The following is a 25,899-nucleotide window of genomic DNA, read 5'->3' as shown; positions in this document are numbered from 1 at the left end:
CTGACTTTCCCGCCCCTTTTTCTTCGCTAGTTCTGTCCATCATTTCACAAATTTTTTTCACAGAAATTTGTGAATTTCCAAGAGAAAGACTTTTCATTTTTTCCAAAAAAGGCTACTATGCAAGAGAACTTATTTTTTAATTAAAGAAGGAAAGAAGAGGGAATCCTATGAAAAAGAAACTTCTGCTCATGGTGAGTGTTCTAGCAGTGCTGTTTGTGGCAGCTGCTTGTTCCTCAAAACCAGAAGCGAAAATTAATACAGAACCATACTCTGACCGTCAAACAATGCTTGGTACCTACGTTCAAATTCGCATCTACGATGATGGCAAAGAAGACGTCTTACCGAAAGCTTTTGCCCGTGTCAAAGAACTAGGCGATAAAATCACCGTCAACCAACCAGGTTCAGAAATTGATGAAATCAACCAAGAAGCAGGCGTGAAACCAGTCAAAGTCTCAGATGACCTGTATCCTTTGTTGAAAAAAGCCTATGAATATAGCAAAGACTCCCGCGGCGGCTTCGACATGGCAATTGGTCCAATCACCTCTATGTGGCACATTGGCTTCGATGATGCCCGCAAACCAAGCCAAGCCGAAATTGATCAAGCCTTGAAACTCGTTGATTACACGAAAGTCAAATTCAACGACAAAGAGCAAACCGTTTACCTTGAAGAAAAAGGCATGCAATTAGATTTAGGCGCAATTGCCAAAGGCTTCATCACCGACGAAGTCGTGAAAGTTCTGAAAGACAACGGCGTTACCACCGCTATCGTCGATTTAGGCGGGAATGTTTACGTCTTAGGGCACAGCCCACGTGGCAAAGACATGGATTGGACAGTCGGGATTCAAGATCCGAATAAAGCCCGCAACACAGTCTTAGGTCAAGTCAAAGAAAGCAACAAAACCTTAGTCACATCAGGAATTTATGAACGCTACTTAAAAGTCGATGGCAAAACGTACCACCATCTCTTCGATCGTGAAACTGGCTATCCGTTTGATAACGACATCGCAGGTGTCACCATTATCACCGACAAATCCATCGATGGTGATGGTCTCTCAACAGCCGTCTTCTCAATGGGCGTCAAAAAAGGACTAGAATATGTCGAAAGTCTGAAAGGAACCGATGCCATTTTCGTCACAAAAGACGACAAAGTCTACATCAGCAAAGATATCGAAGGCAACTTTGAAATCGGCAAAGACTCTGGCTATACGATGGGGAATCGGGCCGATTTGAAATAAGGAGCGACTAAAAATGTCTTTAAATGTGTTTTTAAAAGTAGTGGAAATTCAGACGAAGCTTGCCAGTCTCTTTCCCTTCATTATCGGGGTCTTGTTTTCAATGACCTATTTTGGGGAAGTCCAGTGGGGCAACACGCTGGTTTTCTTCATTGGCATGGTGGTCTTTGATATGGCCACCACCGCCATTAATAATTACATGGACTTCAAAAAAGCCAAATCGGACGTCTACAAATATGAAGAAAATATTATCGGACAATCAGGCGTTTCACCACAACTAGTTCGCAACATGATTTTCGCCATGATTGCCTTCACTGCCGTTGTGGGTGCGTACTTGACGGTTCAAACCGGTTGGCTCTTCCTTGTGTTAGGAGGAATTTGCTGCTTCATCGGGATTTTCTACACGTATGGACCGATTCCGTTATCCCGCATGCCCTTGGGGGAAATTTTCAGTGGCTTCACGATGGGCTTAGGCATCTTCGTCTTAACCGTTTACTTGAATGTCGTCACCAAGCCGCCGTTTTACTTAACGGTTGATTTTGCTAGCGGCGCCTTTCGCTTAGACGGCAATCTCTGGGCGGTGCTTGCGATTGTCGTGGCGTCCTTGCCCTTGGTCTGTTCGATTGCTAACATCATGCTCGCCAACAATTTACGAGACTTAGACACGGATATTGAGAACCACCGTTATACATTAGTCTATTATATCGGGCGTCCAGCGGGGATTGTGCTGTTTCAAGTGTTAGCGCTAGCTGGCTATCTGGTGATTTTATTCGGCTTCATTAGTGGCATTTATCAATGGCCAGTGTTAATTACGTTTGCTACTCTGCCTGTCATTTGGAAAAATATTCAAACGTTTAAACAAGAATTGCCGCAGCCGAAAAGTTTCCGCCATTCCATTAAGAACTTAATGGTTTTCAATGGCACCTATGCTTTAGGGCTATTAATCAGTGCCTTGCTTGGTTAGAACCTAAAAAAGTGCGAGGAATGCGAAAAAAATCTTGTTTTTTTAAAAAAGAATGCGTCGGAATAATTAAGAAAAGCTCAAAATGTTAGTCTTTAATGCTAACATTTTGAGCTTTTCTCGTTAAAAAGAGTAAAGACTTAAACTTTGAACGCGTGATTTCGAGGGAAAGTAGGCGTAGAACAACATTTTTGTTTATCGATAATTAAATAACGAGCTTGTAAACGTTGTTCTATCAACGTGTTTCAAAAATTTCGCATAGGGTGCGTAAAAATCGTCAACTTCTACAGGGGGTTTCTTTGTTATCATAGAGGTATGAAAAAAAGGTTGTTTGAGCAGTAATTGTACAGAAGCTCAAATCTGTTGTTGATTTAAAAGGAGGTTTTTAAATGAAAAAAAAGCGTTATTTAATGATTGTGTGTCTACTATCTTCTCCTAGTTTTTTTATAAATGTTGAAGCGTCTGATGGTGGTTCTAGTTCGGTGGGGATTGAATTTTACCAAAATCCGAGAACACCCGCTCCTAAAGATGCCCCACCGAAAACAGATGCGCCAGCTGCTGATCCCAAGGAACCAGCTGGTCCTCCGCAAGGAGATCAACGAAGTGGTGGTTCGACACAGACCACCACAACTGGCTCGCAGCTCCCTCGTACAGGGAGCAAGAGTCAGGCAAATCTTAGCATTCTCGGCTTAGTCTTAATTGGCCTTGTCGGAATGGTACATAGAAAGAAGGGACGACATGAAGCGAAATAAATGGCAACGTCTTGCAGCTATTGGCTTATGTGGTTCTTTGCTAGTGAATGCCTTTTCGGGCGTGACGGCAGTTGCGGAAACCGTCACGATTGAAAGTAGTCCGACCGCTGAAAGTAGCGTCAAGGAAGAAACACAAGCAAGTAGTGAAACGCAAGAAACAACGACTGAAACAAGTCGAGAAGAAGTAACACAGGAAACAGAGAAACAAGCAGAAGTGGCGGTAGAAAAGAAGGAAGCACCGCCAGTGAAAGCGGAGCAAAAAGAAGCGGAAGCTCAGCAGGAGGTGCAACTCACACCGCAACTCCCAGTACAAATCCAGAATCGAGCGGTTGGGGTTAAGGCAGGAAATTTAGCCTCGCTTGATTCCCAATTTAGGGAGTTATCTAGAAATGAAATGAACAGGTCGCAATTAGTCACTCCAGAAGCATGGTTGGGACTTAATATTACTTCAAAGGATAAGACGCCATTAAATACATCAGACTTTAAATTAAAAACAGAGATGGGCCTAACGAGATGGATTGAAACTACTACTACGAGTGGGATGTTTGTCATTTCTGATGAAACTATGGTAGCCCCCAATGTTCCCACAGAGACGGGGATTGATATTATTTTACCTAGTCAAACAGCCGTAATTGGTTTTGGTTACAGATCAGATTTAAGCCTTTACTATCTGAAAGATCCTGAGCTGACCGTGCCCAAATATATAAATACAGTTGAATTGGAAGCACCTGTGGATGGCTACACATATAAATACTATAATGGCGGTACGGGAATAGGGATGCCTCCAAAGATTTCGGAGTTTCTTATGAATGTTAGTTTAGTGAAAACGAACGATACGTATGTAATTAATCAGCCCAAAGGAGCTGTTTGGCCAGTATCGCCAGCACCACCGGTTGCTTATCAAGCAGAAATCCGCTCAGCTAAAGCAGCTAGTACTGAAAATTATAATGTTTCCGCTAGCGGATTTTATGCTATCCAACAAGATTACAATTTAGTTGTCACCCACAAAAAAGTCACCGAAAACTTCGTTGATGCCACGGGCGCCAAAATCACACCGCCAACAGGTTTCACGCAAGGGCAACAAACAAGGATTACGAGCAATGACTTCACGTACACCAGTGCCAAAGCCTTGCCAGATACGTACAAGGCAGGCGGCAAGACCTATAAATTCAAAGGCTGGTACAAAGGCACGGACAAAACAGCCCTGAAAACCACGAAAACACCAAGTTATGCCGTCACTTACGATGACCAAGACGACATGACAGCGGTTTATGAAGTGGACACAGGTAAAGATTACAATTTTCCAAGTAAGACTGTGAATTTCCAATTTATCGATGAAGCAGGGACGATTATATCGCCAACGCCGTTTACAATTACAACCGATTTACAACAAGAAATTAATTCCACTTATACGAAGCTTGGATCGATTACTGGGATCAATTCAGGAAATACCAAACGAGTGACGATTCCTGCCAAAACGATTAGAGCAGATGTATCTTTAGGTGGTGTGAATAATTATGGAACAACCAATACAAGAATCACTATTCCAAAATTTTATGAAAATATCTCTGTCTATACAGGAAGTGCTTATACACAAGCTACGTTGAATCGTTATTCAACTGCAGATAATACATTAATCGGTAACCCAACCAGTAATGCGCCATTGTATTACGGACTAAACAAAATGACAACGACACAATTTAAAGTGAGTGAGTATGATTCGACTACTACAATTCCAGAACAATCGGAGTATCTGTATAATCGATTGTATGTATCAGGTGCATCCCGTTTATTTAATTCTTACGTTACGCCAGTAGGGACGATTTACTATCAGTTAACCAATCGCAAGGTCACCGAAAACTTCGTCGATGCCAGCGGTGCTAAAATTACACCACCAACAGGCTTTACCCAAGGCAACAAAGTAGTGATTGATAGTGAGAACTTCACCTACACCAGTGCCAAAGCCTTGCCAGATACCTACACAGTAGGGGACAAAAACTACAAGTTCAAAGGTTGGTACAAAGGCACTGATCAAACCAAAATGAAAACGACGAAAACACCAAGTTATGCCGTCACTTACGATGACAAAGATGATATGACGGCGGTTTATGAAGAAGTCCAAGAAATCACTGTTCACCCAGGATTCTACGCAGAGTTTGTCGATGAACAAGGTCAAGCGTTCACGAATCCACTTACGCTTTCTGGAAACTATACAGAATTTTTCAGAAAAACCGCCACTAGTCCCTTTGAAGCAACAGGTTCGCTTTACCCAATGGTGGGAAGTAAAGAGGCGACCGTTGCTAATCGCTATAAAGTAGAAACAAAGCAAAACGTCTTGATTCCTAATGATTATGAACTTTTTTCTGATCTACCAACAGGTGTTTTAAATAAAGGTTTTGCGTTGAACAACTTTGATATTACGAATGAATTGAAGTATGTTGACAAAGTGGAAGCAACAACGAAAACCATTACGTTGTACGACTACGAGACCATTAGTGACATTGGCACCAACCTTCTATCGGATTCAGCAACGACTAGTTTTACTAGTTTTGAAACAGTGTTTAACAGAGAGACGAACAATACTTTTTCTGTTAAGGCAAGGTGGGGCCAATCAGGACTAACAAGAGATATCCTTCCTAGTCTATTATTTCTAACTAGTGCAAACTCCCAACCAAGATTATTCGGTTTCGATGGAACTAGCGACTACAAGCAAACGATAAACTATAAAGTCACACGAAAACAAGTCACCGAAAACTTCGTTGATGCCGCGGGTGCTAAAATTACGCCACCGACAGGTTTCACGCAAGGGAAACAAACACCAATGACAAGTAACAGCTTCAAGTATACGGCGGCGAGAGCTTTGCCAGCTAGTTATTCAGCTGGTGGCAAAGCCTATACTTTCCAAGGTTGGTACAAAGGTAAAACCAAACCAAACACATTGACAACAAGTACGACGCCAACATATAACACAACCTTTGATGGCAATGACGACATGACGGCAGTGTATAAAGAGGAAGTGGCAAAAGCGAGTGTTACTTTAACACGCACTACAGCTGAAACAGTGACTAGCGGCGGCAACGTCACATGGCGTGCTACGATTACTAATACAAGCCAAGCACCATTAACTACGGCGACCATCAAGAAATCAACGGCTTGGACAACTGGCTTAGCAGCACCAACTGCCATGATCGTTACACCAGTTGGCGGCACGGCGAAAACCGTCCCAGTCACAGCGACTACTTGGACTAATGGCGTTAGCTTAGGGGTTAACATTCCAGTGGGTAAATCTGCCACGGTTCAGTTCACTACCAAAGCGACGGGGACAGCGGGGCAAGTCTTGCGTGCAGGGATTACCACCAGTGGGAATTACAGTGGCATTTCTGCTTCGGCAACTGTTCGTGTGAAAGACAATGATCAGGCGATTGTAACACCAACGGCTGAAGGCTTCATCAGTGTCCCAACTTTCAATTTTGGTCAGATAGGGATTGCAGGAAACACACAACAGCATGGACTGAAGAAAGCCGCTGATTACTACGGCAACGGTACACGCAATCCCTATCTGCGAATTAAGAAAACTCAACCGAATTGGAGCTTAACGGCACAACTGTCCCAACCAAAATCAGCTACAGACAGCTTGCCAACAGCGACTCGCCTATTATTAGGCACGGCTCCTGTTTCAAGTTTCTCCAATTACAATCAACCAACGGAGTTGAAAAACATGATTGGCACCACGACTGCCATTAACTTAACGGCAAATAACACGGCTACGAACATCGTTGCCAACCAACAATTTACTGGCAGTAATGTCTATCAACTAGACTTCGCATTTGATAATATCAAATTAGAAGTACCAGCTAGTCAAGGCATGACTGGTCAACAATACCAAGCTGCAGTCACGTGGAATTTAGTGACTGGCCCATAAAAATAAAAATGCCCGAGCCTTGAAATAGGAGGCTCGGGCATCTTTTATTGATGGTCTTTTTAAGGTCGTTGTGCTATAATGGTAATGAGAAGAGAGATATGCGACAACATAGCTCTCTAGTGTAGAGCCGTTACTAACGGTGACAAAATTTTAAAGATTTTGAAATGACCGTCTAACTAGGCAAAGTTAAACAGCGGTCATTTCTTTTTGTCTTCTTTAAGCAATTTCACAATCAGTGCAATCAAAGCAATGGTAAACATACCAAACCCTAGGATCGTCTGAATTGTCTCATATGCTGACAAAAGACCTACTCCTTTCATAGATTTCAGTACTTACATTCATAAGCACCACCACCGAAAGGGGAAAGCATCTGCTCCTACGCTTCTCACTTCGTTGCGATTCTCGTCGCAAAGCGCATGTTCCTGTGCGCTTGCCTCCGTGTTAACTTATCTACACTTAGATTATACCATGTAAAACAAAAAAATAATTAGTTTCCAATATATTTTTTTAGGCAATTGTACTATAATGGTAATGAAAAGAGAGCTATGCGCTAACATACCTCTCTGATGTAGAGCCGTTACTAACGGTGACAAAAATTAATATTTTTGAAATGACCGTCTAACTAGCCAAAGTAAGCAGCGCCCCTTTCATTAAGGGGCGCTGCTTTTTAGTCGTTATTGCGATTGTTCAGTGTCTTTTGTAGAGAGGTTCATTTGTTCTTTGATGGCATTTTCGACACGTTGGCGTTCGCTTTCTTCAACCAGCTGATAAGAAATACCTTCAATTCCTGTCACGCCATCGCCAGTATAATCGTAGCCTTTCAATTGATCGGTTTCGATTGTTTTTAGTGCGGGGGTGTATTTTTTTAGCATTGCCATCATTTGGTCAAAGGACAAGTCGGTTTCGCCATGCTCGCCGATTACGTCCAGAATTTCTTGATATTTTAGCAAGCTGTTAAAAGAAAGTAGCTTGTTGGTTAATTCGATTAAAACTTCTCGTTGGCGGCGTTGGCGACCATAGTCGCCTTCAGGGTCTTCGTAACGCATACGCGCGTATTGTAAAGCTTCCCAGCCACCTAAATGCTGTTTGCCTTTCGGATAATGAATCCCTTCAGCATCAAAAGCAAAGGCATTGTCAACAGTGACGCCACCCACCGCATCGCCAAGGTCCTTCATAGCATCCATATCAATTGAAAAGTAATGATTGATTGGGATGTGTAAGACATTTTCAACCGTTTTGATTTGCATATCGGCACCACCGAAAACGTGGGCCGCATTGATTTTATTGTATTCGCCATTGGTGCCAGCCATTTCCACATAGTAGTCACGCGGGATGCTGGTGATGGTAGTTTTTTGTAATTGATTATTCACTGTAACCACCATTAAGGCGTTGGAGCGGTAATCGGTTTTGCGTTTTGAGTCATTCGCAATCCCCATAATTAAGAAACTAACCGGTTCTCCTTTGGCTAAATCGGGACTCTTCGTGGAAGATTTTCTTGGTTTATACATGGTGTTCGCTGTTTTTTGCAAATTGCGATACATGCTGACCCCGTAAGCGGAAACAGAAAGTGTGCCTAAAAATAAAAGGGTTAAACTGAAGACCACGAATAAACTTTTTCTTTTACGAGAATGGCGGCGCCGGCGTTGTGTCGGTACTTCTGCTTCCTCTGGTTCAGGTGCCAGCAAATAACGTTGAACAATTTGAAATGAAAAGTTGATCCAGCTATAACTTAGGAGCATCCCAGCGATGACATCACTAGGATAATGAACGCGTAAGATTAAGCGACCTAACACAATCAAAACTAAATAAGTGAGTAAGAAAATTTTGATTCCTTTGGTTTTTTCGACATGAAGATAGGCCAAAATGATCAAAATCGTACAGACCAGCGCCATTGCTAATAATGAATGTCCGCTGGGAAAGCTAGCAGAGCTTCGATCAGCTAAAGCACCTAGGTTTGGTCGAGCCCGACCCACCACATGTTTAAAAACGCTCCCTAAAAAGCCGACAGCTAATAGGTTACTGACAGCCCAAAAGGCTAGGATTTTTTCTTTTTTGCGTAAAAGGTAAACCATCAATAATAAGAAGAATAGCAGCATTGGTCCAATCGTGGCAGTTTTTGCTAACAGATTGACCGCTGTTAAAAGTGGGGCATTTAATTGCCATTTGATGTGATAAATAGCTTCGTCCATTTGTTGAAACCAATTTGGACTAGCCGCCACTAACAAAGTGAGGAAAGTAAAACCAAGCGTTGTTAGGGCATAAAGTGGAAATTTTTTATTCGATGTTTGCATGAGAATCCCTTTCTTTTTCCCTTGAAAGAGTAGACTAAGCCAGCATCGATCGTAAATAAGCGCTTGCGACTAAACAGGACACAGCAAGCCAATCGGTTCTCATCGTCTGAGCTTTAGCACTATCCAACGTAAAGATTTCTCTTAGCTATTTTTAGAAGAGCCTTAATTCGACCATTCCTGTTTTACACATTGGTGTCTTTCGACATTTCTGCGCAATAGCCTATGTTTGGATAGGAGCCTCACCTAACAAGGTTATTTTATCTAACGCTAGAAGTATAGAATTTATGCAGCGGTTCTCACAATGAAGTTTAAGAAAATTTATTGTTTTTTAAATAAATTTAAAGGTGTGGGGAAGTGAAGCAGTTAAAAAAAACAGTACTTGAGCATTCTAAAAAAAGAGTGGGCAAGGCTGTTCTCGGTTAATCGCTATAAATAGTAGGTGTTCAATAATGATAAATTAAAAAACAAACATTTTTTATAAGAGTGCTATAAGTTTTTCTCAGTAAAAAAGGCGGACAGTTGCTATTGAATTGCTAGTTCATTTAAAATAAATATGTCGACAATAATTGTGCACAAAGTTGATGGTCGCTATCGAAAAAGTAAAAATGATGTTGTGGAGATTTTACGTTTCAGTTGATTAAGATTACATGTTTTTTGAAGGGTTTTGCTTATAAGGGAGCGATATACATGAAAAAAATGATGTTATTCATAATTGCAGTAGGCGCAACGATGATCAGTGTTTTTGCTTTAGGAGATGCACAGCAGAGTTATGCACACGGCTATGTTGATAGCCCAGTCAGTCGAGTCAAAAATGCGGAAGCAAACGGATTTGGATGGGGGCCTGGTCAAGACAGCTCACAGCCAGAAATTATCACGACACCCCAAGGAATTGAAGCGCCAACTAAATTATTAGACACGGGTCAATTAAATGGAAGGTTGCCTTCAGCTGGATTAGCAAGCTATTCCAAACTAGATGAACAAACAGCCACTCGTTGGGTAAAAAGTAATATAACAACAGGAGAGAATAATTTTAAATGGGTGATGACGGCAAAACATAAGACCAATCGTTTTAGATACTATATGACGAAACCTGGATGGAATCCTAATGCACCATTAACGATGGACGAAATGGAACTGATTGGCATAGTAGGGCAACCAATCGGTCAAGATTTACCTCCTGGTCAAGGATTTATGGTCAATGATACAGAAACACACAGAATAAATATTCCCGCTGATAGGAAAGGATACCATGTTATTTATGCCGTTTGGGATATCAATGACACGATTAATTCATTTTATCAAGCGATAGATGTTAATGTTCAATAATCAGGTATCAAGATAATGCGGCTGAGACAAAAGTGTTTAGCGCCAAGAACCAAGTAGGTCCTGTTCATCATCAAATCACTACGTTCTTCGTGATTCTCAACATTTGGAAGGATTAAGGTACGCCGAACACTTGTGTGAGAAAGTCAATTTTGGCTTATTTTCGAAGGGGCTGCTTTTGTTCAGCTGATTATTTTCAGAAGTAGAAAGTGGGACATCAGTCAAAACGACTGATGTCCCGCTTTCTTTTTTCTAAATTTCCCTACTTATCCTCGATGCCATTCACCAATCTGGTCCAAACTAATTTCCCCAGAAGACAACGTTTTGGCCGTGCCATCAGGCAACTGGACAATCAATTCTCCATTTCCATTAATGGTTGTCGCAACGCCGCGGAAGTCTTGCCCGTTTTGGGTAAAAGCGACGTCTTTGCCAATCACAAAGGAGCGTTGTCGGTATTCTTCTAAAAAGTCTTTCGTTGAACGTTCGTCTAAAATTTGATAAAAATGATTCCAAATGTTGGCGACTAATTCATTTCGCGTCGCCGTCGGTTCACCATCTGGGAAAAGGGAAGTCACTTTCTGCCGAATGTCCTCAGGAAATTCGGTTTCTGTAATTGAAAAATTAATCCCCATGCCGATGATGACATTGGAAATCTGCCCTGTTTCCACATTGCTCATGGCTTCCGACAAAATCCCGCAAACTTTTTTGCCATTTAAATATAGGTCGTTGACCCATTTAATTTCTGTGTGAACGCCTGCCAGAGCATCCATTGCTCGAGCGACCGCTACGGCCATAATCACAGTATATTGGGCGATTTCTTCAAAATTTTGGTTCGGTTGAAGCACCATGCTCATGTAAATCCCTTTACCTGGCGTAGCGAAAAATGGTCGGCCGAACCTGCCCCGCGGCATTTCTTGCATGTCAGCAACAATCAAAGTATTGTCGGGCGTCTGGTCTAAAATCGCCCGCTTAGCATCGGTCATGGTAGATTCAGATGTTTCTAGGACGGTAATTGTTAAAGGCGGCGTTTGGGGCCATAATGCCAACTGAATGCCTTCTGCAGAAAGGACATCTGATTTCTCAAGGCGATACCCCTTATTTTGCACGCTAGTAATTTGATAGCCATCTTTTTTCAATTCATTAATCGCTTTCCAAATAGCTGTGCGAGATAAGGACAGACGTTGTGCCATCTCTTCGCCCGAAAGGAATGCGGGCGTTTGTTTCATCAATAAAGTTAGGACTTGGCTTTTTGTCGACATATTTTTTCCTCCGATTCGTTATGCTTATTGTAGCGGAAAGGAAAAGGCTTGGTCAACTAGTGAAAAAATCCATCTTAGGATGGAGGAAAATGAAGCAGGCGTTTGCTATACTTGTTTTATTGAGAAGGAGTGAGGGGAATGGAAAAGCAACAATATGTTTGTGAGAAATGTGGCAACATGCACTATGTGTCGGACCAATTTCAGGCAACAGGTGGGAACTTTGCGAAAATTTTTGATGTTCAAAATAAAAAATTTATTACAATTAGCTGTACCCAATGCGGCTACACCGAACTTTACCGCAGCCAAACAAGCGGCGGCATGAATGTCCTAGACTTTTTATTAGGTGGCGGTTAGTCAAAAACGAATGCATCTTTGCATTCGTTTTTTTGTGTGAAGAGGAAGATAGGGGAAAAGGAGGTCGGGACAGAAGCGTTTAACTCCGAGAAATAAGAAGGAATTTCCGAAAATTGTTCTTTAATTTTTGGAGACCAAGTAGGTACGATGATTTCATCTGTTCATGCTTCACAGTGAAACATCGCAACTCTTAGAGCTGTAGCTCTTTTGAAGGCTGTACTGTGACGAGACGCATGTCGAGAAAACACCTTAGAAGTTGTTGAGATCGGAGCAACGCGTAGTGTTGCTTCTGTTCCCGCCGTTTATCAGTTTTTGAGCGTGGAGCAAAAATCCAAAGTGATTTTTGTCCCACACGCATTATATAGTAAACTCAGTCACATTAAGTGTGATTTAAAATTCTTTCTATCATTGCAAAGGCATAGTATAATGAAGCGAAGGGAGTGATTTCATGCTAACAACTAAATCAAGAAGACAAGGAAACTCGGTCGTTTTAACTTTACCCACTGATAATGGTAAAAAACCAAAAGTCGACCAAGAATATATTGTGATGTATTCTGACGACGGTACAATTACATTAGTCCCTAAAATTCAGGATCCATTTAGTGAAGGTCCAGAAGGTGAGTATTATGAAAAAGATGAGTGGCATGATCTTGCACCTGAGGGGAGAGAACTTTTTTAATGAACGTTGAAAAGAAGTACATTCCCAAAAAAGGAGATATTGTATGGATTGATTTTGATCCTGCTGCAGGCAAAGAGATTCAGAAGAGACGGCCTGGTTTAGTCGTGTCAAGATATGAATTTAATCGGAAAACCATGTTTGCTGTGATTTGCCCGATTACTTCCACCATTAAAAATATTCCCACTCGATATACGTTGCCCGATGACATAGAAACCCATGGGCAAGTAGTGATCTCACAACTGAAATCTTTGGACTTCACTGAAAGAAAATTAAGTCAAATTGAGCATTTGCCATTAAAAGATATGGCGAAAATTGACCAAATAATTGAATATATTTTCTAGTTGTTGAAAAAATGCGTAATTATTTATTACGCATTTTTTCATTTAAACCCTTTATAAAAAAACTCCTTTTTATGAAAAAGAAAACCTTAAAGAAACCCTTGACTTTTCTAGACAAAGGTAGTAAAATCTATAGAGCAAAAACTATCTGAAAGTGACGAAGCAGGAGCGAAATATTGTCCGTTCCGGTTTTTTATAGGAAAACAAAAGTAGAAACGCCAGAAAATTTTTCGGAAGCATGTTCTATTTTTGGTTTTTTTTTGCTTAAAAACTGCAAAAAATGCTTTTTGTTACATATATTTAATATATGTAACGTAAATGTAATTTTTCGGATCGGTGTTTTGATAGACTTATAACTAGAGGGGTGAAGAGCTTGGCTGGACACGTAGTAAAATACGGAAAGCATCGCGAACGTAGAAGTTTCGCACGTATCAGTGAAGTATTGGAATTACCAAATTTAATTGAAATCCAAACAGACTCTTATCAATGGTTTTTAGATGAGGGACTTCGTGAAATGTTTGAAGACATTTTACCAATTGATGATTTCCAAGGAAACTTATCCTTAGAATTTGTTGACTATGAATTAAAAGAACCAAAGTACACAGTAGAAGAAGCCCGCGCACATGATGCCAACTATTCTGCGCCATTACATGTAACATTACGTTTAACCAACCGTGAAACAGGTGAAATTAAATCCCAAGAAGTCTTCTTCGGCGATTTCCCATTAATGACAGAAATGGGTACCTTCATCATCAACGGGGCAGAACGTGTTATCGTTTCCCAATTAGTTCGTTCTCCAGGTGTTTACTTCCATGGAAAAGTGGACAAAAACGGCAAAGAAGGTTTTGGCTCAACAGTCATTCCTAACCGTGGTGCATGGTTAGAAATGGAAACAGATGCGAAAGACATTTCTTATGTTCGGATTGACCGCACACGTAAAATTCCTTTAACTGTGTTAGTTCGTGCTTTAGGTTTCGGTTCAGATGATACCATCTTCGAAATTTTCGGCGACAGCGAAAGCTTACGCAACACAATTGAAAAAGATTTACACAAAAACGCAAGTGATTCTCGTACAGAAGAAGGCTTGAAAGACATTTATGAACGTCTTCGCCCAGGCGAACCAAAAACAGCAGATAGCTCACGTAGCTTGTTAACTGCACGTTTCTTTGATCCAAAACGTTATGATTTGGCAAACGTTGGTCGCTACAAAGTTAACAAAAAATTAGACTTAAAAACACGTCTCTTAAACTTAACCTTAGCTGAAACGCTAGTTGATCCAGAAACTGGTGAAATCATTGTCGAAAAAGGCACGGTTTTAACACACCAAATCATGGAAACATTAGGCGAATACATTGACAACGGCTTAAACAGCGTAACTTACTATCCAAGTGAAGATGCGGTAGTAACCGAACCAATGACAATCCAAGTGATTCAAGTTCTTTCACCAAAAGATCCTGAACGTATCGTAAATGTGATTGGTAACGGATATCCAGACGACAGCGTAAAAACAGTTCGTCCAGCAGATATCGTTGCTTCAATGAGCTACTTCTTCAACTTAATGGAAGATATCGGCAATGTCGATGACATCGACCACTTAGGTAATCGTCGTATCCGTTCAGTAGGCGAATTATTACAAAACCAATTCCGTATTGGTTTAGCCCGTATGGAACGTGTGGTTCGTGAAAGAATGTCTATTCAAGACACAGAAACATTGACACCACAACAATTAATTAACATCCGTCCAGTGGTAGCAAGTATCAAAGAATTCTTTGGTTCTTCACAGTTATCACAGTTCATGGACCAAACAAACCCATTAGGTGAGTTAACCCATAAACGTCGTCTATCAGCCTTAGGGCCTGGTGGTTTGACTCGTGACCGTGCCGGTTATGAAGTTCGTGACGTTCACTACTCTCACTATGGTCGTATGTGTCCAATTGAAACGCCTGAGGGACCAAATATCGGGTTGATCAATAGTTTATCTAGTTATGCGAAAGTGAATAAATTTGGTTTCATCGAAACGCCTTATCGCCGTGTTGATCGTGCGACAGGCCGTGTTACTGATCAAGTAGATTACTTAACAGCAGACATCGAAGACCATTATATCGTAGCGCAAGCGAACTCACTTTTAAATGAAGATGGCACATTTGCCAATGATGTTGTTATGGCGCGTCTACAAAGTGAAAACTTAGAAGTTGCCGTAGACAAAGTTGACTACATGGACGTTTCACCAAAACAAGTAGTCGCAGTCGCAACAGCATGTATTCCTTTCTTAGAAAACGATGACTCCAACCGTGCCTTGATGGGTGCCAACATGCAGCGTCAAGCGGTGCCATTAATTCAACCACGCTCTCCGTGGGTAGGTACAGGGATGGAATATAAATCAGCCCATGACTCAGGTGCTGCTCTACTATGTAAACATGACGGTGTCGTAGAATTCGTCGATGCCAAAGAAATTCGCGTTCGTCGCGACAATGGCGCATTAGACAAATATATGGTTACAAAATTCCGTCGTTCTAACTCAGGAACAAGCTACAACCAACGCCCAATTGTTCACTTAGGTGAAAAAGTTGAAAAAGGTGATACTTTAGCGGATGGACCTTCTATGGAAGAAGGCGAAATGGCTTTAGGGCAAAACGTCTTAGTTGCCTTCATGACATGGGAAGGTTACAACTACGAGGATGCCATTATCATGAGCCGTCGTTTAGTTAAAGACGATGTCTACACTTCTGTGCATATTGAAGAATATGAATCAGAAGCACGTGATACAAAATTAGGACCTGAAGAAATTACCCGTGAAATTCCAAACGTTGGGGAAGATGCGTTGAAAGACTTAGACGAAATGGGGATTATCCGCATTGGTGCTGAAGTTCAAGATGGCGACTTACTAGTTGGGAAAGTCACACCTAAAGGGGTTACAGAATTATCTGCAGAAGAACGTTTATTACACGCAATCTTCGGGGAAAAAGCCCGCGAAGTTCGTGATACGTCTCTCCGTGTACCTCACGGTGGCGGCGGTATCGTTCATGATGTGAAAATCTTTACTCGTGAAGCTGGCGATGAATTATCACCAGGTGTCAACATGTTAGTTCGTGTCTATATCGTTCAAAAACGTAAAATTCACGAAGGAGATAAAATGGCGGGACGTCACGGAAATAAAGGGGTTGTTTCCCGTATTATGCCGGAAGAAGATATGCCATTCTTACCTGACGGAACACCTGTTGATATCATGTTGAACCCATTAGGGGTACCTTCTCGTATGAATATCGGACAAGTACTTGAATTACATTTAGGTATGGCTGCTCGCCAATTAGGTATTCACGTCGCAACACCTGTTTTCGATGGGGCAACCGATGAAGACGTTTGGGAAACTGTTCGTGAAGCTGGTATGGCTAGCGATGCTAAAACAGTTCTTTACGATGGACGTACAGGTGAACCATTTGATAACCGTATTTCCGTTGGTGTCATGTATATGATTAAATTAGCCCACATGGTTGATGACAAATTGCATGCTCGTTCAATCGGACCTTACTCTCTTGTTACGCAACAACCGTTGGGTGGTAAAGCTCAATTCGGTGGACAACGTTTCGGGGAAATGGAAGTTTGGGCACTGGAAGCTTACGGTGCTGCTTACACATTACAAGAAATCTTAACTTACAAATCTGATGACGTTGTCGGACGTGTGAAAACATACGAAGCCATCGTTAAAGGTGAACCAATTCCAAAACCAGGTGTGCCTGAATCATTCCGAGTATTAGTGAAAGAATTACAATCACTTGGTTTAGACATGCGTGTCTTGGACATTGAGGAAGCTGAGATTGAGTTACGCGATATGGACGATGACGATGATGATTTAATCACCGTTGACGCACTAACCAAATTTGCGGAACAACAATCAGCGAAACAGCTGGAAAAAGAAGCAGAATCAGTCGTGAAAGAAGAAGCACAAGACGTTGTTCAAGAAATTGAAACAGCCGAAGACAGAGACTAATTTGTCGCTACCACTCTGATGAGTTGATTCAACTGCGACTTTGTTGCAACTGCGCAAGCCATTACTTGTTCCAAGTGTCGTCAGACCTTCTTTCAAGTGATGCTTGCCATTTGCTAACAAGTTGCTGACTCAGCTTCTCTAAATAAGGAAATGGAGGGAATTCCTTTTGATCGATGTAAATAAATTCGAAAGTATGCAAATAGGGCTTGCTTCACCAGAAAAGATCAGAAGCTGGTCTTATGGGGAAGTTAAAAAACCCGAAACAATTAACTACCGTACATTAAAACCCGAACGTGAAGGGTTATTCTGTGAACGCATTTTTGGTCCAACCAAAGACTGGGAATGTGCTTGTGGTAAATATAAACGTATCCGTTATAAAGGTATTGTCTGTGACCGTTGTGGCGTTGAAGTCACTCGTTCAAAAGTACGTCGTGAACGTATGGGACATATTGAATTAGCCGCACCAGTTTCACATATCTGGTACTTTAAAGGAATTCCATCTCGGATGGGTCTTGTTTTAGACATGAGCCCTCGTGCATTGGAAGAAGTCATTTATTTTGCTTCATACGTTGTCATCGAACCAGGTGACACAACATTAGAGAAAAAACAATTGTTAACGGAACGCGAATATCGTGAAAAACGTGAACAATATGGCCAAGCCTTCAAAGCTGCTATGGGTGCCGAAGCCGTGAAACAATTATTAGATAACGTCGATTTAGATGGCGAAGTTGCGCAATTAAAAGAAGAATTGAAAACAGCTTCTGGTCAAAAACGGACACGTGCCATCCGTCGTTTAGACATCTTAGAAGCCTTCCGTGCTTCTGGTAACCAACCAAGCTGGATGGTAATGGATGTTATCCCAGTTATTCCACCAGATTTACGTCCGATGGTTCAATTGGAAGGTGGTCGTTTTGCAACAAGTGACTTAAACGACTTATACCGCCGTGTTATCAACCGTAACAACCGTCTAAAACGTTTATTAGACTTAAATGCGCCAAGCATCATTGTTCAAAACGAAAAACGGATGTTACAAGAAGCGGTCGATGCTTTAATCGATAATGGTCGTCGTGGTCGTCCAGTTACTGGACCAGGTAACCGTCCATTGAAATCTCTTTCTCACATGTTGAAAGGGAAACAAGGTCGTTTCCGTCAAAACTTACTAGGTAAACGTGTTGACTATTCTGGTCGTTCCGTAATCGTCGTTGGTCCGTTCTTAAAAATGTACCAATGTGGTTTACCAAAAGAAATGGCGATTGAATTATTCAAACCATTTGTAATGCGTGAATTAGTACAACGTGAAATTGCGACAAACATTAAAAATGCGAAACGTAAAATCGAACGTGGCGAAGATGAAGTTTGGGATATCTTAGAAGAAGTTATCCAAGAACACCCAGTTTTACTTAACCGGGCACCTACGTTGCATAGATTAGGGATCCAAGCTTTCGAACCTGTTCTTGTTGAAGGTCGTGCGATTCGTCTTCACCCATTAGTTTGTGAAGCCTACAATGCCGATTTCGATGGAGACCAAATGGCGGTTCACGTGCCTCTAAATGAAGAAGCACAAGCAGAAGCTCGTATGTTAATGCTTGCTGCCCAAAATATCTTGAACCCGAAAGATGGTAAACCAGTTGTTACACCATCTCAAGATATGGTCTTAGGTAACTACTACCTAACAATGGAAGAAGAAGGCCGTGAAGGGGAAGGCATGATCTTCCGCGACATGAACGAAGCTGTTTTAGCATGGCAAAATGGCTACGTGCATTTACACTCACGGATTGGGGTTCAAACAACACTTTTAGGTGACAAACCATTTACTGATTGGCAAAAAGAACGAATCTTAATCACCACAGTTGGTAAGATCATCTTTAACGAAATCATGCCTGTTGAGTTCCCTTACTTGAACGAACCAACAGACTATAACTTAACTGTTCAAACACCAGATAAATACTTCGTAGAAGCTGGTACAGACATTCCTGCACACATTAAAGAGCAAGAATTAGTGTTACCATTCAAGAAGAAAAATCTTGGAAATATCATTGCTGAAGTCTTCAAGAGATTCCACATTACGGAAACCTCTAAAATGCTTGACCGCATGAAAGACTTAGGTTACAAACACTCAACTTATGCTGGGATGACGGTAGGGATTGCCGATATCATGGTTCTTCATGAAAAACAAGCAATCATTGATGCTGCCCACAAACAAGTTGAAACAATTACTAAACAATTCCGTCGTGGTTTAATTACTGATGACGAACGTTATGAACGTGTAATCGGCGTTTGGAACGGTGCCAAAGACGAAATCCAACAAAAACTGATCGAAAGTATGGAAGCTCGTAACCCAATCTTCATGATGTCTGACTCTGGAGCCCGTGGTAACATCTCCAACTTTACACAGTTAGCTGGTATGCGTGGTTTGATGGCCGCTCCGAATGGACGAATCATGGAATTACCAATCATCTCAAACTTCCGTGAAGGACTTTCTGTCTTAGAAATGTTTATCTCAACTCACGGGGCTCGTAAAGGGATGACCGATACGGCCTTGAAGACAGCCGATTCAGGTTACTTAACACGTCGTTTAGTTGACGTTGCCCAAGACGTAATCATTCGTGAAGACGACTGTGGCACTGACCGTGGTCTTGAAATCGAAGCAATTCGTGAAGGTAATGAAATTATCGAACCATTAGACGAACGTCTATTAGGTCGTTATACACGTAAATCAGTTGTTCATCCAGAAACTGGTGCAATCATCATTGGTGCGGATCAATTAATCACTGAAGATCTTGCAAGAGAAATCGTGGACGCTGGTATTGAAAAAGTAACCATCCGTTCTGTCTTTACATGTAACACAAAACATGGTGTATGTAAGCACTGTTACGGACGTAACTTGGCAACTGGTTCTGACGTTGAAGTCGGAGAAGCAGTTGGTACAATCGCCGCTCAATCAATCGGGGAACCTGGTACACAGTTAACCATGCGTACGTTCCATACCGGTGGGGTTGCCGGTGACGATATCACTCAAGGTTTACCTCGTATCCAAGAAATCTTTGAAGCACGTAATCCGAAAGGGCAAGCAGTGATTACAGAAGTAACCGGTGAAGTTATCGATATTTCTGAAGATCCTGCCACACGTCAAAAAGAAGTAACCATCAAAGGAAAAACAGATACACGTACCTATACTGTCCCTTACACTGCACGTATGAAAGTTGCTGAAGGCGACATCATCCACCGTGGTGCACCGTTGACAGAAGGTTCAATTGATCCAAAACAATTATTACAAGTTCGTGATGTTTTATCTGTTGAAAACTACCTATTACGTGAAGTACAACGTGTTTACCGTATGCAAGGGGTAGAAATCGGCGACAAACATATCGAAGTAATGGTTCGTCAAATGTTACGTAAAATCCGCGTAATGGATCCAGGTGACACTGAAATCCTTCCAGGAACATTAATGGACATCGCAGAATTTAAAGACCGTAACTACGACACATTAGTTGCTGGTGGCGTCCCTGCTACTAGTCGTCCAGTTTTACTTGGTATTACCAAAGCGTCATTGGAAACAAACAGCTTCTTATCTGCTGCATCCTTCCAAGAAACAACACGCGTGTTAACAGATGCTGCTATCCGTGGCAAAAAAGATCCATTACTTGGATTGAAAGAAAATGTTATCATTGGTAAAATCATCCCAGCTGGTACTGGTATGGCTCGTTACCGTAACATGGAACCAAAAGAAGTTGGCGTAGCTAGCGAAAACGTTTATAGTATTTCAGACATCGAAGCACAAATGGCTGCTGAAGATGCGATGAAAAACATCAATAAATAAACCCTAAAAAGCCGTAAGGAGCATGCTCCTTGCGGCTTTTTTTATTTGCTATAACCAACTGATTGTGAGTAAGCCCAAACTTAAAAAGGGGACAAAAGGAAGTTTCTGTTCAACTGGATACCCCAAAAAATTACAGCTGTAGCCATAGATTAGGCCATAACTACTGGCAAAAAATAGTAGCATCAGCAACTGAGGTACCTGTAAAAAACAGCCCCACAAACCCAGTAACAAAAGATCCCCTCGCCCCATGGCTTCCGGAAAATAATGTAAGACGGCTCGGAAAAAACAAAAACAAAAAAGACCAGTCAGTAAGTAAAACGAATGCTGACCCGCCACTTTCAGTAAGCAAAGCACAAAAAAACTAGGATAAAGAATCTTCGGTTCAACCACTAAATACCAGTAATCAATCAAGGATAATGTGAAAGCACTCGTCAGCCACCACCAGAGAATCAAAGCATCAATCGTCAGGCCAGCTGAAAAACAGCTTGCGGTTAACCCGCCCATGACAAGTTCTGCTAAAAGATAACTCTTAGCTACTGGCTGTTGACACTTTCGACAACGAAAGCGCTGCAGCAAAATCGAAACAACTGGAATTAATTCATAGAGTTGTAGAGGCTGGTGGCAACCTTGACAGTGGGAAGGGGGCCACCACAAAGAACGCCCTACTGGTAAGCGCTCCGCCACTAAGCATAAAAAAGAACCGAAACAGGCACCAATCAAAAAGAGACTCAAGAAAAACATAGGTTACCTCCTTAAAAATAAACTACGCTTTTTTTAAACTTTTTCGTTTGACTAGACAAATCTTTTTTTGTTAGGAATAATAAAAGAAACAAGAAATGAGGGAATCAAATGGAAAAATTAGCGATTGGTGTCGACGTTGGCACCACGCAAGCCAAAGCAGTGGCTTTTCAAGCAAATGGCACAGTCGTAGCTTCTAGCTATGTGCGTTATCCATTAATTCAAGAGACTGAAGGAATGGCGGAGCAAGACCCAGAGACGCTGTTCCAAGCTGTGGTGAACTGTATTCGAACCGTCACACAGCAAGTGAAGAATCAACCAATTGGGCTCATTTCTTTTGCTTCAGCGATGCATGGCTTAATTGCCATGGATGCGCAAGGACGCCCATTGACCCAAGTGATTACTTGGGCTGACACACGATCATCTGATTATGCGGAAGCGTTAAAAGAAACGCCAGCGGCCCAATTGTTTTATCAATTGACAGGCATGCCAGTTCATCCAATGGCGCCTTTATACAAGATTCGCTGGCTGCAGGAAAATCAGCCAGCCGTTGTGCAGAGCGCGGCCAAGTTTATTGGGATTAAGGACTACATTTTTTACCGTTTCTTTGGCGAATACTGGACAGATTATAGTAGTGCTTCGGGGATGGGTTTATTTAATATTCACACGCGGCAATGGGAATCGTCGATTTTAGCGTATTTATCTATTGAGGAGGAACAGTTGCCAAAAGTTGCCCCGTCAACGTTCATTTTTCCAGCATTAGCGCCTTCTTGGCAAGAGATGCTTGGTGTTGAGGAGGAAACGGTTTTAGTTCTTGGTGGCGCGGATGGTCCATTGTCTAATTTAGGTTTGGGAGCGCTAGGAATGGGTGTAGCGACTTTGACCGTTGGTACGAGCGGCGCACTTCGGTATATTGTCGAGGAACCTTTTTTGCATCCGCAAGGTGAAACGTTTTGTTTTGCTCTAGATGAACAGCACTGGGTGATTGGTGGCGCAAGTAGTAATGGTGCAGTTGCGTTAGATTGGGCGAGCCAAACGATTTTTGCAGAAGAACGTCAGCAAGCTATCCAAAACGGGACCAATCTCTATGACCCAATTATGGCCAAAATTGCAACCGTGCCAGCTGGGGCAAATGGCTTACTGTTTCATCCTTATTTGCTAGGTGAACGAGCGCCGTTGTGGAATGCAGAGGCGAGCGCAAGTTTTATTGGCTTGCGCAAAAATCACCATGCCGGACATTTAGCTCGAGCGGTGGTGGAAGGAATCTGTTTCAATTTAAAAACTATTTTAGAGGATTTGAAACAACTCGGTGGACCCGTTCAGGAGATTCGGGCGACAGGCGGCTTTGCTGATTCCCCTGTGTTCCGTCAAATCATGGCTGATGTGCTGGGAGAAACGTTATCGTTCACTGATAGTACCGAAGCTTCGGCATTAGGCGCTGTTTTGCTAGGTTGGCAAGGCTTAGGGCAGTTACCAAATTTACAAGCAGCGGCACAACAGGTGCTGATTCATGAAACGGTCACGCCACGAGCAGATCAACTGCTATCTTATCAAAAACTGTATCCTGTTTTTCAAGAAACCCAACAAGTTTTAGCACAAAGTTATCAAAAATTAGCAGAATTCCGCAAATAATTGATAGTAAATAGCTTTGACAAATGGCTGAGAAGTTGCTTAACTAGAAGAGAGACGAAGACTTGAGGAAATGAGGATGAGGAATGAAGAAACAGCTACTACCACTATTTCTGTTATTCATTGGGGCGTTAGCAAGCTGCAGTGCACCGTCTCGTTCCGGCGAAAAAGCAGCGCAACAGTTGGTAGATTACTTTATTTATCAAGAAAAGCCAGCGACATTCTCTCAAACTTTTCGTGAACCGAAAGTCTTAGCGGAGCATTTGCAGACGAGCCGTCAACAGTTCCAGAAGCAGTTTTTCAATAGCTTAAAAGAAATGAACGCTGAAGTCACCGAGACTGAAGCCCAGAAGCTTAGCACAGAATTACTGGCTCAAGTGAAGAAAAAAGCGTCATATCAACTAGTAGCCACAAAAGAATTGAATGGGCAAGCGACAATCACTTTTCAGATTAAGGGCTTAGATTTTGTGACGGCGATTGAAGATACAACCACTGCTCTTCTTCAGCAAACGCAACAGGCGACACAAGCGCTAGACATGCAGCACACGTTAGACGTTTTAAAAAAAGAAATCCAACAAATCAATGTCAGCCATGAGCCAGTTGAACTGCCATTAACGGTTAAGCAAGTAGAAGGACAATGGTACTTGCCGGCAGCGGAGCAACTGAGACTGAATCAGTTTTTTTTAGCTTTCGTCACAGGAAAAGAAGATACTGACCAGTTGACAGAGGCACTCGACACGATCCTCACTCAAGCGGAACAAAAAGTCGTCACTGCGGATGAAAAAACAGCGATTTCAGGAAATTAATTAGATTCTTAATTGTAATTATTATAATTTGATAATAATTTTAAAAAAGAAAGGTTTTCAGTGTACTTTTTTCACAATTCATATTACACTAAGAGTGTAGAAATAATATTTAGGAGGATGACAAAGAATGAAATTTGAAAAAACAAAAGAAATTTTGAACCAACTCGTTGCAGATTTAAGCCAATTTTCCGTGGTAATTCATCAAACACATTGGTATATGCGTGGACCTGAATTTTTAACACTTCACCCACAAATGGATGAATACATGGATCAAATCAATGAGCAATTAGATGTTGTTTCAGAACGTTTAATCACATTGGACGGCTCTCCATTCTCAACATTGCGTGAATTCGCAGAAAATACAAAAATTGAAGATGAAATTGGTAACTGGGACCGCACCATTCCAGAACGTATGGAAAAATTAGTAGCAGGCTACCGTTACTTAGCAGACCTTTACGCAAAAGGAATCGAAGTTTCTGGTGAAGAAGGCGACGACTGCACACAAGACATTTTCATCGCAAACAAAACAGACATCGAAAAAAATATTTGGATGTTACAAGCCAAACTTGGCAAAGCGCCTGGTATTGACGCATAATTTAAAACAACTCCCAAAGCCGCTGACGTTGACGTTGGCGGTTTTTTTCTGTTTAAAAGGCACGAAAAAATAAGTGAAAATCTATTTTCTGAAAGCGCAGAAAAACATTGACTTTATCAGTGATTGAAGGTAAAATATTAAATGGTATTGTTTGCCCCACAATGAGCCCCGGAAACTCAAGTGTATGTCAAACATCGAAAACAAAATTGGAGGAAAGAAACGTGCGTACAACATATATGGCCAAAGCTGGCGAAGTAGAACGTAAATGGTACGTAGTAGATGCAACAGATGTTCCTTTAGGACGTCTATCAGCAGTTGTTGCTTCTGTACTACGTGGTAAAAATAAACCAACATTCACACCACATGTGGATACTGGAGATTTCGTAATCGTAATTAACGCTGATAAAGTAAAATTAACAGGTAAAAAAGCTACAGACAAAATTTACTACCGTCACTCAATGTATCCTGGAGGATTAAAATCAGTGACAGCTGGTGAATTACGCGACAAAAACTCTCGCCGTCTTATCGAAACTTCTGTAAAAGGTATGCTACCTAAAAACACTTTAGGACGTAAACAATTTACTAAATTGAACGTATACGGTGGAGCTGAGCATCCACATGCTGCACAACAACCAGAAGTATTAGATATCACGAACTTAATTTAAGGAGGGAAATTCATTGGCACAAGTACAATATAGCGGCACAGGCCGTCGTAAAAATGCAGTTGCCCGCGTACGCTTAGTACCAGGTACTGGTAAAATTACTGTAAACAAAAAAGACGTAGAAGAATATATTCCACATGCTGACTTGCGTGAAGTTATCAACCAACCATTTGGCGTAACTGAAACAAAAGGCGCTTACGATGTAATCGTAAACGTAAACGGTGGTGGCTATGCTGGACAATCAGGAGCTATCCGTCACGGAATCGCTCGTGCATTGTTACAAGTAGATCCTGACTTCCGTTCTGCTTTAAAACGCGCTGGGTTACTTACTCGTGACGCACGTATGGTTGAACGTAAAAAACCAGGTCTTAAGAAAGCTCGTAAAGCTTCACAGTTCTCAAAACGTTAATCGTTGGTATATCAACGTTTATCAGACATTCAGTCGTTTTGGCTGGGTGTCTTTTTTTGACTTGGTGACGAGTTTGGTAACGAGTGTTTGGAGATTGGATTTTGATTTTGGTGGGATGTCGTTACCATTTGATATTTTTCG

General features: G+C 41.7%; 19 protein-coding genes and 1 riboswitch. Of the genes, 15 read left to right on the top strand and 4 right to left on the bottom strand.

The features are described from left to right. Positions 1-167: 167 nt before the first annotated feature. The 4 genes from IGK86_RS13880 (at position 168) to IGK86_RS13865 (ending at position 6,867) form a co-directional block, all read left to right on the top strand. Positions 168-1,235, top strand: a complete 1,068-nt coding sequence (locus tag IGK86_RS13880) for an FAD:protein FMN transferase (protein WP_002354751.1) — start codon at positions 168-170, stop codon at positions 1,233-1,235. Positions 1,236-1,248: 13 nt separating this feature from the next. Further along, on the top strand, positions 1,249-2,196 hold the full coding sequence (menA, locus tag IGK86_RS13875) for a 1,4-dihydroxy-2-naphthoate polyprenyltransferase (RefSeq protein WP_010830747.1): 948 nt from the start codon (positions 1,249-1,251) through the stop codon (positions 2,194-2,196). A gap of 386 nt (positions 2,197-2,582) precedes the next feature. Continuing rightward, the gene (locus tag IGK86_RS13870) at positions 2,583-2,945 is read left to right on the top strand and encodes an LPXTG cell wall anchor domain-containing protein (RefSeq protein WP_104877043.1); all 363 of its coding nucleotides are present in this window, start codon (positions 2,583-2,585) and stop codon (positions 2,943-2,945) included. After that, positions 2,932-6,867, top strand: coding sequence for a WxL domain-containing protein (locus tag IGK86_RS13865; RefSeq protein WP_438742587.1), 3,936 nt, complete (start codon positions 2,932-2,934; stop codon positions 6,865-6,867). The genes IGK86_RS13870 and IGK86_RS13865 overlap by 14 nt, the downstream gene beginning before the upstream one ends. 197 nt (positions 6,868-7,064) lie before the next feature. Here the strand turns inward: IGK86_RS13865 and IGK86_RS13860 are convergent, their stop codons facing one another. Next, on the bottom strand, positions 7,065-7,187 hold the full coding sequence (locus IGK86_RS13860) for a putative holin-like toxin (protein WP_002404776.1): 123 nt from the start codon (positions 7,185-7,187) through the stop codon (positions 7,065-7,067). Positions 7,188-7,541: 354 nt separating this feature from the next. Continuing rightward, a complete protein-coding gene (locus IGK86_RS13855) occupies positions 7,542-9,158 on the bottom strand; it encodes a phosphatase PAP2/LCP family protein (protein ID WP_104877038.1) in 1,617 nt (538 codons plus the stop codon). Positions 9,159-9,249: 91 nt separating this feature from the next. Next, positions 9,250-9,416, bottom strand: a riboswitch (M-box (ykoK) riboswitch). A 429-nt stretch (positions 9,417-9,845) separates the two neighbouring features. Between IGK86_RS13855 and IGK86_RS13850 the strand changes: the two genes are divergently transcribed. Continuing rightward, the gene (locus IGK86_RS13850) at positions 9,846-10,484 is read left to right on the top strand and encodes a lytic polysaccharide monooxygenase (protein ID WP_002375448.1); all 639 of its coding nucleotides are present in this window, start codon (positions 9,846-9,848) and stop codon (positions 10,482-10,484) included. Positions 10,485-10,747: 263 nt separating this feature from the next. Here the strand turns inward: IGK86_RS13850 and IGK86_RS13845 are convergent, their stop codons facing one another. Beyond that, on the bottom strand, positions 10,748-11,740 hold the full coding sequence (locus IGK86_RS13845; RefSeq protein WP_010706961.1) for a biotin--[acetyl-CoA-carboxylase] ligase: 993 nt from the start codon (positions 11,738-11,740) through the stop codon (positions 10,748-10,750). Positions 11,741-11,878: 138 nt separating this feature from the next. Between IGK86_RS13845 and IGK86_RS13840 the strand changes: the two genes are divergently transcribed. The 5 genes from IGK86_RS13840 to rpoC all read left to right on the top strand — a co-directional run bounded on the left by IGK86_RS13840 (position 11,879) and on the right by rpoC (position 20,919). Then, the gene (locus IGK86_RS13840) at positions 11,879-12,094 is read left to right on the top strand and encodes a zinc ribbon domain-containing protein (RefSeq protein WP_002354768.1); all 216 of its coding nucleotides are present in this window, start codon (positions 11,879-11,881) and stop codon (positions 12,092-12,094) included. 448 nt (positions 12,095-12,542) lie between these two features. Further along, positions 12,543-12,773 carry a type II toxin-antitoxin system PemI/MazE family antitoxin gene (gene mazE / locus IGK86_RS13835; RefSeq protein WP_002367500.1) on the top strand — a complete coding sequence of 77 codons (231 nt, stop codon included), beginning with the start codon at positions 12,543-12,545 and terminating at the stop codon, positions 12,771-12,773. Next, positions 12,773-13,114 (top strand): type II toxin-antitoxin system PemK/MazF family toxin, encoded by a 342-nt coding sequence (locus IGK86_RS13830; RefSeq protein ID WP_002360937.1) that lies wholly within the window; start codon positions 12,773-12,775, stop codon positions 13,112-13,114. The genes mazE and IGK86_RS13830 overlap by 1 nt, the downstream gene beginning before the upstream one ends. A gap of 370 nt (positions 13,115-13,484) precedes the next feature. Beyond that, positions 13,485-17,099, top strand: a complete 3,615-nt coding sequence (gene rpoB, locus IGK86_RS13825) for a DNA-directed RNA polymerase subunit beta (RefSeq protein WP_002389470.1) — start codon at positions 13,485-13,487, stop codon at positions 17,097-17,099. Between the two features lie 166 nt (positions 17,100-17,265). Further along, complete coding sequence (rpoC, locus tag IGK86_RS13820) at positions 17,266-20,919, top strand: DNA-directed RNA polymerase subunit beta' (RefSeq protein WP_002354777.1); 3,654 nt, start codon at positions 17,266-17,268, stop codon at positions 20,917-20,919. A gap of 48 nt (positions 20,920-20,967) precedes the next feature. Here rpoC and IGK86_RS13815 read toward each other — a convergent pair whose 3' ends face one another. Then, positions 20,968-21,660 (bottom strand): prepilin peptidase, encoded by a 693-nt coding sequence (locus IGK86_RS13815; protein WP_025193923.1) that lies wholly within the window; start codon positions 21,658-21,660, stop codon positions 20,968-20,970. A gap of 108 nt (positions 21,661-21,768) precedes the next feature. Between IGK86_RS13815 and IGK86_RS13810 the strand changes: the two genes are divergently transcribed. The 5 genes from IGK86_RS13810 (at position 21,769) to rpsI (ending at position 25,758) form a co-directional block, all read left to right on the top strand. After that, the gene (locus IGK86_RS13810; RefSeq protein WP_016616556.1) at positions 21,769-23,289 is read left to right on the top strand and encodes a gluconokinase; all 1,521 of its coding nucleotides are present in this window, start codon (positions 21,769-21,771) and stop codon (positions 23,287-23,289) included. Positions 23,290-23,372: 83 nt separating this feature from the next. Next, positions 23,373-24,092: a DUF5105 domain-containing protein gene (locus tag IGK86_RS13805; protein WP_016616557.1), complete on the top strand. Its 720-nt coding sequence runs from the start codon at positions 23,373-23,375 to the stop codon at positions 24,090-24,092. Between the two features lie 127 nt (positions 24,093-24,219). Then, a complete protein-coding gene (locus IGK86_RS13800; RefSeq protein WP_002354782.1) occupies positions 24,220-24,687 on the top strand; it encodes a Dps family protein in 468 nt (155 codons plus the stop codon). A 236-nt stretch (positions 24,688-24,923) separates the two neighbouring features. Continuing rightward, positions 24,924-25,352 carry a 50S ribosomal protein L13 gene (gene rplM / locus IGK86_RS13795; RefSeq protein ID WP_048670019.1) on the top strand — a complete coding sequence of 143 codons (429 nt, stop codon included), beginning with the start codon at positions 24,924-24,926 and terminating at the stop codon, positions 25,350-25,352. A gap of 13 nt (positions 25,353-25,365) precedes the next feature. Then, positions 25,366-25,758 carry a 30S ribosomal protein S9 gene (gene rpsI / locus IGK86_RS13790; protein ID WP_002354786.1) on the top strand — a complete coding sequence of 131 codons (393 nt, stop codon included), beginning with the start codon at positions 25,366-25,368 and terminating at the stop codon, positions 25,756-25,758. The last annotated feature ends 141 nt before the right edge of the window (positions 25,759-25,899 follow it).

Origin of the sequence: Enterococcus sp. DIV1206, assembly GCF_051712485.1 — a bacterium.
In the GTDB taxonomy this organism is placed as follows: Bacteria; Bacillota; Bacilli; order Lactobacillales; family Enterococcaceae; genus Enterococcus; species Enterococcus faecalis.
Note: the sequence above shows the minus strand (reverse complement) of the source record. Positions and strands in the feature narration are given on the sequence as shown.

Coding starts and splice junctions, on each gene's coding strand:
- IGK86_RS13845 (WP_010706961.1), bottom strand. CDS start 11,740: ATGTCGACAAAAAGCCAAGTCCTAACTTTATTGATGAAACAAACGCCC.
- IGK86_RS13870 (WP_104877043.1), top strand. CDS start 2,583: ATGAAAAAAAAGCGTTATTTAATGATTGTGTGTCTACTATCTTCTCCT.
- rplM (WP_048670019.1), top strand. CDS start 24,924: ATGGCCAAAGCTGGCGAAGTAGAACGTAAATGGTACGTAGTAGATGCA.
- IGK86_RS13830 (WP_002360937.1), top strand. CDS start 12,773: ATGAACGTTGAAAAGAAGTACATTCCCAAAAAAGGAGATATTGTATGG.
- IGK86_RS13855 (WP_104877038.1), bottom strand. CDS start 9,158: ATGCAAACATCGAATAAAAAATTTCCACTTTATGCCCTAACAACGCTT.
- IGK86_RS13865 (WP_438742587.1), top strand. CDS start 2,932: ATGAAGCGAAATAAATGGCAACGTCTTGCAGCTATTGGCTTATGTGGT.
- IGK86_RS13810 (WP_016616556.1), top strand. CDS start 21,769: ATGGAAAAATTAGCGATTGGTGTCGACGTTGGCACCACGCAAGCCAAA.
- IGK86_RS13860 (WP_002404776.1), bottom strand. CDS start 7,187: ATGAAAGGAGTAGGTCTTTTGTCAGCATATGAGACAATTCAGACGATC.
- menA (WP_010830747.1), top strand. CDS start 1,249: ATGTCTTTAAATGTGTTTTTAAAAGTAGTGGAAATTCAGACGAAGCTT.
- IGK86_RS13805 (WP_016616557.1), top strand. CDS start 23,373: ATGAAGAAACAGCTACTACCACTATTTCTGTTATTCATTGGGGCGTTA.
- IGK86_RS13840 (WP_002354768.1), top strand. CDS start 11,879: ATGGAAAAGCAACAATATGTTTGTGAGAAATGTGGCAACATGCACTAT.
- mazE (WP_002367500.1), top strand. CDS start 12,543: ATGCTAACAACTAAATCAAGAAGACAAGGAAACTCGGTCGTTTTAACT.
- IGK86_RS13800 (WP_002354782.1), top strand. CDS start 24,220: ATGAAATTTGAAAAAACAAAAGAAATTTTGAACCAACTCGTTGCAGAT.
- IGK86_RS13815 (WP_025193923.1), bottom strand. CDS start 21,660: ATGTTTTTCTTGAGTCTCTTTTTGATTGGTGCCTGTTTCGGTTCTTTT.
- IGK86_RS13880 (WP_002354751.1), top strand. CDS start 168: ATGAAAAAGAAACTTCTGCTCATGGTGAGTGTTCTAGCAGTGCTGTTT.
- IGK86_RS13850 (WP_002375448.1), top strand. CDS start 9,846: ATGAAAAAAATGATGTTATTCATAATTGCAGTAGGCGCAACGATGATC.